The sequence below is a fragment of the Streptomyces thermoalcalitolerans genome (genome assembly GCF_039525155.1).
GTDB lineage: Bacteria > Actinomycetota > Actinomycetes > Streptomycetales > Streptomycetaceae > Streptomyces > Streptomyces thermovulgaris.
The window spans coordinates 76,967-90,198 of sequence record NZ_BAAAHG010000010.1 but is presented as its reverse complement, the minus strand read 5'-3'; the positions used below and the strand labels follow the sequence as shown (position 1 = coordinate 90,198).

The 13,232-nt window shown below is 73.0% G+C and carries 10 protein-coding genes and 1 pseudogene; 5 read left to right on the top strand and 6 right to left on the bottom strand.

All coding sequences use genetic code 11. The features are described 5' to 3' along the window. Window positions 1-190: 190 nt before the first annotated feature. The 3 genes and pseudogenes from ABD224_RS08875 to ABD224_RS08865 all read right to left on the bottom strand — a co-directional run bounded on the left by ABD224_RS08875 (window position 191) and on the right by ABD224_RS08865 (window position 3,971). Window positions 191-866: pseudogene (locus tag ABD224_RS08875) on the bottom strand (CBS domain-containing protein). Between the two features lie 198 nt (window positions 867-1,064). Further along, a complete protein-coding gene (locus ABD224_RS08870; protein WP_344048740.1) occupies window positions 1,065-1,343 on the bottom strand; it encodes an SHOCT domain-containing protein in 279 nt (92 codons plus the stop codon). Between the two features lie 297 nt (window positions 1,344-1,640). Beyond that, window positions 1,641-3,971, bottom strand: a complete 2,331-nt coding sequence (locus ABD224_RS08865; RefSeq protein WP_344048738.1) for a heavy metal translocating P-type ATPase — start codon at window positions 3,969-3,971, stop codon at window positions 1,641-1,643. A gap of 861 nt (window positions 3,972-4,832) precedes the next feature. Between ABD224_RS08865 and dhaK the strand changes: the two genes are divergently transcribed. The 3 genes from dhaK to ABD224_RS08850 are packed head-to-tail and all read left to right on the top strand — an operon-like array spanning window position 4,833 to window position 6,904. Continuing rightward, the gene (gene dhaK, locus ABD224_RS08860) at window positions 4,833-5,825 is read left to right on the top strand and encodes a dihydroxyacetone kinase subunit DhaK (RefSeq protein ID WP_344048736.1); all 993 of its coding nucleotides are present in this window, start codon (window positions 4,833-4,835) and stop codon (window positions 5,823-5,825) included. Between the two features lie 46 nt (window positions 5,826-5,871). Continuing rightward, complete coding sequence (gene dhaL / locus ABD224_RS08855; protein ID WP_344048734.1) at window positions 5,872-6,477, top strand: dihydroxyacetone kinase subunit DhaL; 606 nt, start codon at window positions 5,872-5,874, stop codon at window positions 6,475-6,477. A gap of 1 nt (window position 6,478) precedes the next feature. Then, on the top strand, window positions 6,479-6,904 hold the full coding sequence (locus ABD224_RS08850) for a PTS-dependent dihydroxyacetone kinase phosphotransferase subunit DhaM (protein ID WP_344048732.1): 426 nt from the start codon (window positions 6,479-6,481) through the stop codon (window positions 6,902-6,904). A 33-nt stretch (window positions 6,905-6,937) separates the two neighbouring features. Here the strand turns inward: ABD224_RS08850 and ABD224_RS08845 are convergent, their stop codons facing one another. Next, window positions 6,938-7,837, bottom strand: coding sequence for a glycoside hydrolase family 75 protein (locus ABD224_RS08845; protein WP_425580943.1), 900 nt, complete (start codon window positions 7,835-7,837; stop codon window positions 6,938-6,940). A gap of 389 nt (window positions 7,838-8,226) precedes the next feature. Between ABD224_RS08845 and ABD224_RS08840 the strand changes: the two genes are divergently transcribed. Continuing rightward, window positions 8,227-9,234 carry a fibronectin type III domain-containing protein gene (locus ABD224_RS08840; RefSeq protein WP_425580942.1) on the top strand — a complete coding sequence of 336 codons (1,008 nt, stop codon included), beginning with the start codon at window positions 8,227-8,229 and terminating at the stop codon, window positions 9,232-9,234. Between the two features lie 316 nt (window positions 9,235-9,550). Beyond that, on the top strand, window positions 9,551-10,093 hold the full coding sequence (locus ABD224_RS08835) for a hypothetical protein (RefSeq protein ID WP_344048730.1): 543 nt from the start codon (window positions 9,551-9,553) through the stop codon (window positions 10,091-10,093). Between the two features lie 49 nt (window positions 10,094-10,142). On the opposite strand, the gene ABD224_RS08830 is transcribed toward ABD224_RS08835, so the two are convergent. Both ABD224_RS08830 and ABD224_RS08825 read right to left on the bottom strand, forming a co-directional pair. Further along, window positions 10,143-10,706, bottom strand: coding sequence for a PadR family transcriptional regulator (locus tag ABD224_RS08830; protein WP_344048728.1), 564 nt, complete (start codon window positions 10,704-10,706; stop codon window positions 10,143-10,145). Window positions 10,707-10,796: 90 nt separating this feature from the next. Continuing rightward, window positions 10,797-12,812, bottom strand: a complete 2,016-nt coding sequence (locus ABD224_RS08825) for an oxidoreductase (protein WP_344048726.1) — start codon at window positions 12,810-12,812, stop codon at window positions 10,797-10,799. Window positions 12,813-13,232: the final 420 nt, after the last annotated feature.

The window sequence follows — 13,232 nt, the reverse complement described above, 5'->3', positions numbered from 1 at the left end:
GCAGGACGTGGAGACGACGCAGAGCGTAGAGAGCGTAGAGACGGAGTGTCGTCGGCCTCCAGGCCGGTCGCCGGTCCCGCAGGGATCTTCAGTCCTGTGGCGGGGCCGGCGGACACGCCCTCCGGGGCATGGCTGTCCTCGGCACAGCACCTGTCGGTTCGCCGGACAGCCTTCGCGAACCCGCACGGAGTCAGGGTGTCCCGGTGGGTGCGTTCTGGGTGTCGTCCGTCCGGACGGCGATCCGTGCGGTGACCGAGACCACGCCGTCGACGCCCCGGCACAACTGCTCGACGACGGGGATCAGACTCCTCTGCTCCACGGTGCCCGTGAGAGTGACCCGCCCCTCGCGCACTTCCGCGGTCACGTCCCGGGGATCGAGCCCCAGGGTGCGGTGCAAAAGATCCTCGGTGATCTCCTCGCGAAGGGCCTCGTCACGGCGGAGGAAGATCCGCAGCAGATCACCGCGGCTGACGATGCCCAGGAGCCGGTCGGCTTCGTCGACCACGGGCAGCCGCTTGACCTCTTGGGTCTCCATGAGACGGGCGGCCTCGGCCACGGTCCACTCGGGCCGCGCACACCGCGGGAGCGGACATCAGCTCCTCGGCCCGAGCCCCCTCGGCCTTGGCACGCTCCCACGCCTCAAGACGAGGAACGGGGATCCTGCCCGACGGGCCGGCCCGGTCGGCACTCTTGCACAGCAGATCGGCCTCGGACACCACGCCCATCGGGCGGTCGAGCTCGTCCACCACGGGCACGGCGGTGACGTCGTTCTCCTCCAGCAGCCTGACGATCTCCTTGAACGGTGTGTCAGGCCGTGCCCGGACGACGTCCCGGGACATGAGCTCCCCGACTGTTCGGTGGTGCATGGCGCCTCCCGGGTGCGGGACACCCGCCTCGCCGGCACGGGGCCGTCGCTCCGTGCGGCGGTGCGGCCCGCGGGGCAGGTCGGATACAGCACCATTCCGGGGAGAGGGCGGCGATCGCGCGAACTCACCTCGGCGGCCGGCTCGTCATCGAGAGCCCGGCGGGCCGGCGCGGCCGGACGCGAACGACCGGCCGCACGGTCACTGCGGCCTCGGCCGGTGGGCGGCGAGCCGTTCGCGCGCCTCGGTGTAGGTGTCCGCGTCGATCTCTCCTGAGGCGTAGCGACGGTCGAGGATCTCCTCCGGGGTCTCCCGGTGCTCGCGGTCCTCCCAGCCGTGGCCGCGACCGGAGAAGTCCCCGGACGAGCCGCGCGTCAGGCGGATCACGGCCCATACGACGAGGCCGATCAGCGCGATCCACAGCAGGGGCATGAAGGTGATCCAGGCCCAGCCGCCGTTCCAGTACATCACGGTGTCCACCTCCGTTTGCGAGGTTTCGAACGGCGCCTGCCCTCTGTGTTCATGGTGGGCCTTGCAGGGCGGGAAACCCAAGGGCTCTTCGGTCCCGCTCCTGGACCACTCGGCACCTCATGCCGCCTGCCGGCAGGGGACGGCCCCCCGTCGGCCGGCTGGGGCCCGGCGCGGAGAGTACGGACGCCGGCGAACGTCGGGTGAGGGGCCCGAAGTCCCGGCCGGAGCCCCGCGTACGGCAGTCCTTCTCATGCCGTCTCGCGCCGTCCTCACGCCGTCCTCATGCCGTTGTTCACGTGCCGTTGTTCACGGAGCGAGGGAGAAGTAGTTCTCCTCCTCCTGGGCGAAGTGGAGGCGCAGCACGGTGTTCAGGCCGTAGAGGCACGAGCGCAGGTCGTCGAGTTGGTCGGGGGAGAGGCCCCCGCCCGCGTGGGCCAGGTGCACATGGGTGGCGACACGGCGGGCGAGGCGTTCGATCTCGGTGTGGGCACGGCTCATGGTGGCGGTCGCCTCGGGGCCGCCGAGCGCCGGCGCGAGCGCGGGGTAGAGCTCGTGCTCCTCGGCGTGCTCGTGCGGCAGCAGCCGTTCGGTCAGCAGCCGGTGGGTCTCCTCGACGGCTGCCAGGGCCTCGGGGCCGGGGCTGTCGGAGAGGCGGTCGGCGGCGTCGCGTACGGACTCGAGGACATCCTGGAGATCGTCGTGTTCGGCGGCGAAGCGGCGGATGAGGTCCTCGGCGTCGGGGGTGAGGGCCGGTCGTGCGGCCTGGCCGACGCGCAGGGCGCGCAGGGCGTTGACGATGACGGCGACGTCGATGCCCTCCTGGAGCAGAGCGCCGACGGCGGGCGGGAGGAGGCCGGCGGCGGCCACGGCCATGGCGGCCAGTGACATCAGCATGCCGCCGAGAGCGCTCTGGACGGCGATGCGCCGGGCGCGCTGGGCGATGACGACGGCGTCGGCGAGGCGGTCGATGCGATCGGTGGTCAGCACGATGTCGGCGGCCTCGGAGGAGGCGGTGGAGCCGCGGGCGCCCATGGCGACGCCGATGTCGGCGGCGGCGAGGGCGGGGGCGTCGTTGACTCCGTCGCCGACCATGACGGTGACGGCGCGTTCGCGTTCGGCGCGTACGGCGGCGACCTTGCCGGCGGGGCTGAGTTCGGCGTGCACGCCGTCCAGGCCGAGGACGGCGGCGACTTCATGGGCGGGTGCGGCGCGGTCGCCGGTGAGCATCAGCAGGCGTTCGATGCCTGCCGCGCGCAGGTGGCGCAGGGTGCGGGGCACGTCGTGGCGGAGGGGGTCGCGCAGCAGGACGGCGCCGGCCAGACGTCCGTCGACGGTGAGCCAGGCGACGGCCGCGCCGTCGAGGAGGGCACGGTTGTCGACCGCCCTGGCCCAGGCCGGCCGTGCGTCCGTGGCGTCCGCACGGCCGACGGAGACCCGGTGCCCGTCCACGTTCCCGGTGGGGCCCCGGCCGGGTTCCTCGGTGACGTCGGTGGGGACCGACAGAACCAGTCCGCGTTCCCGGGCGGCGTCGACGATGGCCCGGGCCAGGACGTGAGGCGAGTACTGGTCGAGCGAGGCCGCCAGGCGGAGGACCTCGGCGGGTTTGGCGTCGGGGGCGGCGGCGACGTCGACGACGCGGGGGCGTCCCCCGGTGAGGGTGCCGGTCTTGTCCAGCAAAAGGGTGCGGGCCCGGCCGAGGTTCTCCAGCGCGCCGCCGTCGCGGATGACGACGCCGAGGCGGGAGGCACGGGAGAGGCCGGAGACGATGGCGACCGGGGCGGCCAGCAGCAGCGGGCAGGGAGTGGCGACCACCAGGACGGCGACCGCGCGCACCGCGGAGCCGCTGATCAGCCAGGCCAGTCCCGCCACCGCCAGCGACAGGGGCAGGAACCAGGCGGCATAGCGGTCCGCCAGCCGTACGACGGGCGCGGACTCGGCGCCGGCCTGCCGCGCCAGCCGCACGATCCCGGCGTATGTGCTGTCCTGCTCGGTGGCCGTGGCGCGCAGCTCGAACGCGCCCCCGGCGTTGACCACGCCGCTGCGCACTCTCTCGTCCCGGGCCCGCTCGACCTGGAGGGGCTCACCGGTGAGCACCGATTCGTCGAGAACGGCAGCGGCGCTCTCCACACGGCCGTCGACCGGGACCACCTCGCCCGGGCCGACGACGAGAAGATCGCCGACGGCGACCTCGGCCAGCGGCACCGTGACCACGTCGGTGCCGGTGCGACGGCGTGCGAAACGCGGCGCGTGTTCCAGCAGGGCACGCAGATCGTGGGAGGCCCGGCGCTGGGCCGCGGCCTCCAGGGTGCGGCCGGTGGCCAGCATCAGCGCGATCAGGGCACCGGCCAGGTATTCGTGGACGGCCAGGGTGCCGCCGAGCGCGAGTACCGCGATGAGGTCCACACCCGCGTGTCCGTGGCGCAGCGCGGTGAGCACCCACACCACCGCGGGGACGACGGCGGAGAGGGTGCCCAGGGCCCAGAAGAGGTCGGCGAGGGGGCCGGCACCGGCGAGCCAGGCGATGCCGCCGGCGGTCAGGGCCGCCGCGGTGACGGCCAGGAGGACGGATTCGAGCCGTGGCGGCACGACCGCCGCGGTCGGACGGCGCAGCCGTGCGGTGAACGTGCGATGGGTCATGGCGTACCTCGGTCCGTCCGGTGCGGCGGTCGGCCCCCTCTCCATCCCACCGCGCCGCCGGGCAGTGCGGCAGGGGACGTACGACCCTGCTTCAGGGCCATGCGGACGGTGCACGCACGTGCTGGTCGTGTCCGGTCCCGGCCGGTGCGAGGAGCCGGGCGGGGCAGGCGGCGACGGCTCGGCGGGCAGGGGCGCGCAGGTGGCCGGGCACGGCCCGGTCCTTCAGGACGGGGTAGCCCCATTCACCGGGATCAATCGGCTCGGGGAGCAGTTCGGCGCACAGCCCCTGGCCGGTCCAGGTGACGCGGTCGGTGCACGGGCTTCGGGTGCGGGTCGTCGCCGGGTCTTCGGGAGTGTCGCGGGCGGCAAGAAGACACGGGGTGGCCCGGGGCGGCGGGGCGGATCATCGCGGCCGGCACCTCGCAGGCCGGTCCCCGGCGGGCGAGAGGCCGCACCCCGGACACCACCCGGCAAAAGAGCCCCTCCGCCGCACCGGGATCCGCCGCTCGGCCGGGCCCGATCCGCCCTGCCTGACAGGTACGGGCCGGCCAAGGGAAACGGCCGGTGGCCCGTGGGCGCCCGTTCCCCCGTCCGCCCGTGCGGTCGTCACAGGTGTCCTTCACTGCCGCAGGGCCGATACTGCCGGTAGAAGCGCTCCGGCTTCCCTGTCCGCCCGGCCGGGTTTTCTTGACGGTTTTTCCCAACGATCCGTCAGTAAAGTCGGCACCGGATCAGCACCAGTACCGCCGGACACCGCTTCCGACCACCACGGACCACCACGACCGACAACCGCCCCTATGTGTCCTGACCAGTAAAAACGCAGGTTGCGGCTACACCCGCTGCGCTCACCGGGAGGTACCCATGAAGATGCTCATCAACGTTCCCGAGACTGTGGTCGCGGACGGGCTGCGGGGCATGGCGGCCGCCCATCCCGAGCTGACGGTCGACGTGGAGAACCGGGTGGTGGTACGGCGGGACGCGCCCGTGGCCGGGAAGGTCGCCCTCGTCTCCGGCGGCGGGTCGGGGCACGAGCCGCTGCACGCGGGGTTCGTGGGACCCGGGATGCTCTCGGCGGCCTGTCCGGGGGAAGTCTTCACCTCTCCGGTGCCCGATCAGATGCTGCGGGCCGCGGCGGCCGTGGACAGCGGGGCGGGTGTGCTGTTCGTCGTGAAGAACTACACCGGGGACGTGCTCAACTTCGACATGGCGGCCGAGCTCGCCGAGGACGAGGGCATCCAGGTGGCGAAGGTCCTGGTCAACGATGACGTGGCGGTGACCGACAGCCTGTACACGGCGGGGCGGCGCGGCACCGGTGCGACGCTGTTCGTGGAGAAGATCGCGGGCGCGGCGGCCGACGAGGGGCAGCCGCTGGAACGGGTGGAGGCGATCGCCCGCCAGGTCAACGAGAACTCCCGCAGCTTCGGTGTCGCCCTGAGCGCGTGCACCACCCCGGCCAAGGGCAGCCCCACCTTCGACCTGCCTCCCGGGGAGCTGGAGCTGGGCATCGGCATCCACGGGGAGCCGGGACGGGAACGGCGGCCGATGATGACCTCGCGGGAGATCGCCGACTTCGCGGTCCACGCGATCCTGGAGGACCTGCACCCGAGCGACCCCGTGCTGCTGCTGGTCAACGGCATGGGCGCGACCCCGCTGCTCGAGCTGTACGGCTTCTGTGCCGAGGTGCACCGGGTGCTCGCCGAGCGAGGCGTGGCCGTCGCCCGCACCCTGGTGGGCAACTACGTCACCTCGCTGGACATGGCCGGCACCTCGGTCAGCCTCTGCCGGATCGACGAGGAACTGCTGCGTCTGTGGGACGCACCTGTGAGTACGCCGGGCCTGCGGTGGGGCATGTGAGTCCTGGAGACCGTCTCCACCCCACCCACCACACAAGGGAGATCCCGTGCTCGACGCCGACTTCTTCCGCCGTTGGATGATGGCGACCGCCGCCTCCGTGGACCGCGAGGCGGAGCGGCTCACCGCTCTCGACTCCCCCATCGGGGACGCCGACCACGGCAGCAATCTGCAGCGCGGGTTCGCGGCCGTGCGGGCCGCGCTGGAGAAGGAGGCACCGGGCACTCCCGGTGCGGTCCTGGTCCTCGCCGGGCGTCAGCTGATCTCGAAGGTCGGCGGTGCGGCGGGGCCGCTGTACGGCACACTGCTGCGCCGTACCGGCAAGGCGCTCGGGGACGCCGCCGAGGTGAGCGAGGAGCAGCTGGCCGAAGCGCTCAGGGCCGGGGTGAGCGGGGTCATGACGCTGGGCGGGGCGGTGCCGGGCGACAAGACCATGGTGGATGCGCTGGTACCGGCCGTGGACGCGCTCGGTGACGGCTTCGCCGCGGCGCGCGCCGCCGCCGAGGAGGGGGCCGTGGCGACCACGCCTCTGCTGGCCCGCAAGGGCCGGGCGAGCTATCTGGGCGAGCGCAGCATCGGGCACCAGGATCCGGGGGCCACGTCGTCCGCCCTGCTGATCGCCGCACTGGTCGAGGCCGCAGCGGCGGAGGCCTGACATGGGTGCCGGCAAAACGAGTGAGGACAAGACCGTCGGGATCGTGCTGGTGTCGCACAGCGCCGAGGTGGCGGCGTCGGTGGCCGAGATGGCGAAGGGGCTGGCCGGAGGGGCCGCGGGGGTGCCGGTGGCCACGGCCGGTGGTCAGGAGGGCGGCGGGCTGGGCACCAGTGCCGAGCTGGTCCGCGCGGCGGCCGCGTCCGTGGACCGGGGTGGCGGGGTGGCCGTTCTCACCGACCTCGGCAGTGCGGTGCTCACCGTGAAGACGCTGCTCGCCGAGGGCGACGAGCTGCCGGACAACACCCGCCTGCTGGATGCTCCGTTCGTGGAGGGCGCGGTGGCCGCGGTGGTCACGGCGGCAGCGGGGGCCGACCTCGACGCGGTGGAGGCGGCGGCGACGGAGGCGTACGGCTACCGGAAAGTGTGAGCGGCGGCCGAGGGCGTATGACGGCGGCACGGATCATCGTTCCCGCACCGTCCCGTCGCTCTCCTGGGCCGTCCGCCCGTCCCCCTGCGCCGGCTCGTCGCTCTCCCGTGCCGGTTCGCCGTCCCCCCGCACCGGTCCGCCGTTCTCCCACGCCGCGCCGTCGTTCTCCCGCACCGCCCCGTTCGCCGCCCCGTCGCTCTCCCGCTCCAATCCCTTGTTCACCAGTCGGCGGGCCAGCCGTTCGCCGGTGACCACGGCGGCCGCGTGGTCCTCGATGGCGTCGATCCGGGAGTTCTTGAACACGATGTAGGTCACGCCCGAGCTCACGCCGCCGGTGCTGGGATGGGCGGGGATGCCCAGGCGCCGGGCAACGGCGTACGAGGCCTCGCCGATGATCTCGCGCGGCCCGATGTCGCCCACCACCGCGTACTCCACGCGGTCCTGGTAGACGACGGCCGCGACCGATCCCCCGCCCACGCCGTGGGCGCGATGGTCCCAGATGCGGCTCGCCGCGGGCAGGACGACGTACGGCAGCCGCTCGGCGTCGAGGCGGCGGCCGTCGGACTGTCTGTAGGCCGTGGCCGGGGAGAAGTGCGGGTCGGTGCGGCGGTTGCAGCGGACGGTGGGGCGCCCGTCGCAGTCGATGTCCATGTCGGCCTTCCAGAAGACGGCATCGTCCAGTCCGCAGACGGCCACGGTGGGCGGCGCGCCGGCGTCGAGCCGATAACGACCGCGGGAGACCGGTCTGCACTGCCGCACCACGGCCAGCAGGTCGGCGGCCCGGACGGGGCCGGTGCCGTCGCTCCGGGCCACCGGCGCCGACTCCTGGCGGGAGCGGGGGGACACGGTGGGGACGGGAGCGGGGGCAGGCAGCGTCGTCGGAGCGAGCAGGACGCTGCTCGCCGCGACGAGGGTCAGCGACTTGGCACGCACGATGAGGAACCCTCTCCTCGGGGGCATTCTGGACATTCACCCCATGGGTGACAAATTCGATCACGCGCCCACGTTAGGTGACCGGACGACGCATGGCCCGTAACGCCCTCCAGGCGGCCGGGGGACCGCATCCCGCGGTCGACTCGGCCCTCCGACCGCCCGCGCCGGCACGGGAACAACGACGACAGCGCCCGTGCCGCAGCGCGAACTTCCCTTGCACTCCAAGGAAGTTCAGCCCAGGAGAGGTTCCAGCATACGGAACGCTCCGCACCCCTTCCGGACGGCACCCCTCTTGATGCGACCCCGCCGGGGCGCCATATTGGTCCGGACCAATATTCACGCGGCGTCCGGGCCGTCTGCGCCGCTGCTGGAAAGGGGAGTCCGACCTCGTGCGACGCGTTCCCGCCCCCGCTTCCCGCCGTCATCGCGCGCTCGGGCGTGTCGTGGCCCTGTGCGTCGCGTCGGCGCTGCTGACCGCCTGCGGCCAAAGCGCCGCCGACGGCGGCGAGAGCGGCCACGTGCCCGGGGCGCCGACCGGCGTCACCGCGACGGCCGGGAGCGCGACCAGCGTGCACGTCATGTGGAACGCGGCGCCCGCGGCCTCGGGCATCGCCGGGTACGAGGTGTACCGGGGCACCACGAAGGTGAAGGACGTGCCGGCCTTTGAGCGCATGGTGGACATCACCCGGCTCAGCCCCTCCACCACGTATGTCTTCACCGTGCGGGCCCGGGACGCCGAGGGCCGGCTCAGCCCGCACAGCCGGTCGGTGCGGGCGACGACCCCGGCCGCCGTCGCGGACCGCTCGGCCCCGTCCCGGCCGCTCGACGTGCGCGGCCGGGTGGTGGGCAGCCGGGCCGTCCAGCTGTCCTGGTCGCCGTCGACGGACGACCGCAAGGTGGTCTCCTACGAGATCCACCAGGCCGGCACGAAGATCCACAGCGTGGGCGGAAACCAGACGGCGACCGTGATCACGGGCCTGCGGCCCGGCACCCGCTACTCCTTCACCGTGCGGGCCCGCGACGCCGCCGACCACTTCTCCCCCGCCAGCGCCTCCGTCCGGCTCACCACCGCGCCGGGCTCCGACGACGGCCGGGCCACCGCGCCCTCCGCCTTCCGCGCCACGACACACCAGGCGGACGGTTCCCACTATCTCGACCTGAGCTGGGTTCCGCCGCGTGCCGACGGGGTGGTGACGCAGTACCAGATCCAGCTCGACGGGCAGCCGGCCACCTCCCTGGTCTGGGGCGGCACCGCCCCGCGGGAGAAGGCCTCGTACAGCTTCTACATCGGGCGTGAGGCCGGGGTCACCCATCGGGTGCGGATCCGGGCGATGCTGCCGGACGGCACCTGGGGCGCGTTCTCACCCGAGCGGACGGTGACGAAGGGGCAGCCGTAGGAGGGCGCCGCCGGGATCCCGCCCGTCCGGCGGCGCCTCCCCGGCCCGGCGGCCGGGGTGCCCGGGCACGCTTCCCGGGCTTCGCACACGGAGCTCCGCCGCCACCGCGGGACCTGCTCTTCGCCGTGACCGGGCCCCGCGGCCGCCGGCACGCGCGGAGCCTGCACCCGGGCGCGAGAATCACCCGAATGGACGCGCCCTGCGTGCCTTCCGCAGGCACGGGAGGTTCGCTGGCAGCAAGGCAGCACGGGCGATTTTCCTATCCCCGGCGGTACCACGGGATGGCCCGCCGACCGTGCCGCCGGAGGACAGTCCCATGCGTCATACTCAGTCGCTCCTGCGCTCGGGCTCGGTCGCGGTGGCCGCCGCCGCACTCACGGCCGGTCTCGCCGCCGGGCCCGCTGCCGCCGATCCGGGAATCACCGTCAGCACCAGCGGCTCGACCGTGACCGTCACGACCAGCACGTGCACCCAGGTCGACGGCCGCTGGGGCACGGCCTCGCTGCTCGCCAGCGGCCAGACGGACTTCGCCCAGGGGCGTCAGGTGGCACTGACCGGGACGAGAACCACCCAGACCGCCGCCTGGCAGAGCGTGAGCCCGGGCACCTACACCGTGGCCGTCGTGTGCTCCAACAACATCAGCGCGGGCACCCAGACCATCACCGTCACCGGTGCCGTCCGCGGCACCCCGACGATCTCGGCCACGTCCGCACCGCCCCGTGGGGTGGCGGGCGGCCTGGGCGGGAGCATCAAGGACTACGGGCCCGTCACACTCGCGGTGGGCGGGGCACTGGTCGGGGCCGCGGTGATCACCACGGGCTGGGTGCTGCGCCGCCGTTCGAAGCCGTACCGGCTCTGAGCGGGCCGTGCCGGCTCCGAGCGGCCGGTGCCGCCGTCACCGGGGTCCGTCACCGGGGTCCGTCGCCGGGGCCCGTCGCCGGCAGTTCGGAGAACTCCTCCAGTGCGTGCCGCAGCCACTGGATCCAGAAGGTCTCCAGGTCGATGCCGGCCTTGAGCACCAGATGCCGCAACCGGTCCTCGGGTCTGTTCCTGTCGGGCGGGAAGTCGCGCCGCTCGATCTCCAGATACTCCGCCAACTGCCGCTCGTGCAGTTCCAGATGACGCCTGAGATCGGCCTCCAGCCCCGCGGTGCCCACCACGGCCGCGGCACGCAGCCGCAGCAGCAGGGCGTCGCGGTGCGGCTTCGGGTCCTGGGCGGTGGCGGTCCAGCGGACCAGTTCGGCGCGGCCCGCGGGAAGGACCTCGTAGCTCTTCTTCTGCCCGCGGGCCGGCTGCTCGGACGGCAGGGCGCGGATCAGGCCCTCCGCCTCCAGTTTTCCCAGCTCGCGATAGATCTGCTGATGCGTCGCCGACCAGAAGTAGCCGATGGACCGGTCGAAGCGGCGCGTCAGCTCGAGCCCCGACGACGGCTTTTCGAGCAGGGCGGTGAGGATCGCGTGCGGGAGTGACATGGGGGTCATCCTAGGGACGGGCCGGACGCCCGCCGGCGTCCGGAACCCGCCCGGGACCCGGGGAACCCGGGGAACTGTCCGTCCGGGTCCCTACAGGGCCGCCGCCAGCTCCGTGCCCTGCTTGATGGCGCGCTTGGCGTCCAGCTCGGCGGCCACGTCCGCCCCGCCGACGAGGTGCGGGCGGCGCCCGGCGGCGACCAGCTTCTCGTACAGTTCGCGCCGGGGCTCCTGCCCGGTGCACAGCACGATCGTGTCCACCTCCAGGACGGTGCTCGCGCCGTCGACGGTGATGTGCAGCCCGGCGTCGTCGATGCGGTCGTAGCGGACGCCCGGGATCATGGTGACGCCGCGCTGCCTGAGCTCGGTGCGGTGGATCCAGCCGGTGGTCTTGCCGAGCCCGGCACCGACCTTGGTGGTCTTGCGCTGCAGCAGGTGCACGGTGCGCGGCGGTGCGGGCCGCTCGGGTGCGACGAGTCCGCCGGGCGTGCGGTGCTCCATGTCGACGCCCCAGTGGCGGAAGTACGTCGCCGGGTCCTCGCTCGCCCCCTCCCCGCTGTCGGTGAGGTACTCGGCCACGTCGAAGCCGATCCCGCCGGCGCCGAGGATCGCCACCCGGTCGCCGACGGGGGCGCCGTCCCGCAGCACGTCGAGATAGCCGAGGACGCTCGGGTGGTCGACGCCGGGGATCTCGGGGATGCGAGGAGTGACGCCGGTGGCGACGACGACCTCGTCGTAGCCGTCGAGGTCGCCGGCGTCCACCCAGGTGTTCAGACGCACGTCGACGCCGTGCGCGTCGAGCTGGTGGCGGAAGTAGCGCAGGGTCTCGTCGAACTCCTGCTTGCCGGGGACCTTGCGGGCGACATTGAGCTGGCCGCCGATCTCGCCCTCGGCCTCGAACAGGGTGACCTGGTGGCCTCGTTCGGCGGCGCCGATCGCGCAGGCCAGCCCGGCCGGCCCGGCGCCGACGACGGCGATGCGCTTGCGCCGCCGGGTCGGGGACAGGACCAGTTCGGTCTCGTGGCAGGCGCGCGGGTTGACCAGGCAGGAGGTGATCTGCCCGCTGAAGGTGTGGTCCAGGCAGGCCTGGTTGCAGCCGATGCAGGTGTTGATGGCCTCGGGGCGGCCGGCGGCGGCCTTGTTGACGAAGTCGGGGTCGGCGAGCATCGGACGGGCCAGGGAGACCATGTCGGCGTATCCGTCGGCGAGCAGCCGCTCGGCCACGTCCGGGGTGTTGATGCGGTTGGTGGTGACGAGGGGGACGGTGACCTCGCCCATCAGCTTCCTGGTGACGAACGCGTAGGCGCCGCGCGGCACGGAGGTGGCGATGGTGGGGATGCGGGCCTCGTGCCAGCCGATGCCGGTGTTGATGATGGTCGCCCCGGCAGCCTCGACGGCCTTGGCGAGGGTGACGACCTCCTCCAGGGTCGAGCCGTCGGGCACGAGGTCCAGCATGGACAGCCGGTAGATGACGATGAAGTCCTCGCCGACGGCCTCGCGCACCCGGCGCACGATCTCGACCGGGAAGCGCATCCGGTTCTCGTACGAACCGCCCCAGCGGTCGGTGCGCCGGTTGGTCCGGGTGACGATGAACTCGTTGATGAGGTAGCCCTCGGAGCCCATGATCTCCACGCCGTCGTAGCCGGCCCGGCGGGCGAGGCGGGCGGCGCGGACGTAGTCCTCGATGGTCCGCTCGATGTCGGCGTCGGTGAGCTCACGCGGGACGAAGGGGCTGATGGGCGCCTGGAGGGGACTGGGGGCGACCAGGTCGCGGTGGTAGGCGTAGCGGCCGAAGTGCAGGATCTGCAGGGCGATCCGTCCGCCCTCGCGGTGCACGGCCTCGGTCACGACCGTGTGCTGCTCGGCCTCCTCCTCGGTGGTGAGCTTCGCCCCGCCCTCGTACGGCCGTCCCTCCTCGTTGGGGGCGATGCCGCCGGTGACGATGAGTCCCACTCCTCCGCGGGCGCGGGCGGCGTAGAACTCCGCCATCCGCTCGAATCCCCGCTCGGCCTCCTCCAGGCCCACGTGCATGGAGCCCATGAGCACGCGGTTGGGCAGCGTGGTGAATCCCAGGTCCAGCGGACTCAGCAAGTGCGGGTAACGGCTCATCGGCCCCTCCGTAGGCGGTCTTGTGCCTGTCCAGGTGCAGAGGACACGAGCCAGTTGTAGAGGACACGAGAGACTTTGTGCAACTAGTTGCATAACCGATGTGTCCGGCCTCTCATCGCGCAGTGTCCTCGCCCGTCCGGGTGATACGGATCCGGGCCGGAGGCAGGCGCCCGGCGCCGCTGATCCGGCACTGCCGCGCGTGCGGGTCGTGGACGGCGTACGGAGCAGGCGGTGACGGAGGGATCGGTCCGGGCCGCCGGTGATCCGGTCGAGGTGTCCGGCCGCCGCGCGGGATCGGGCACGGGAGCCGCCCCGAGATTGTGGGGAACCGCCGGTGGTGTTCTCCTGGGAGATGGTGCTGTGCCGACGACAGGGGGTGGAGCGCCGAACGCGGTACGCGGCGCTCCGCGAGAGGAGCGA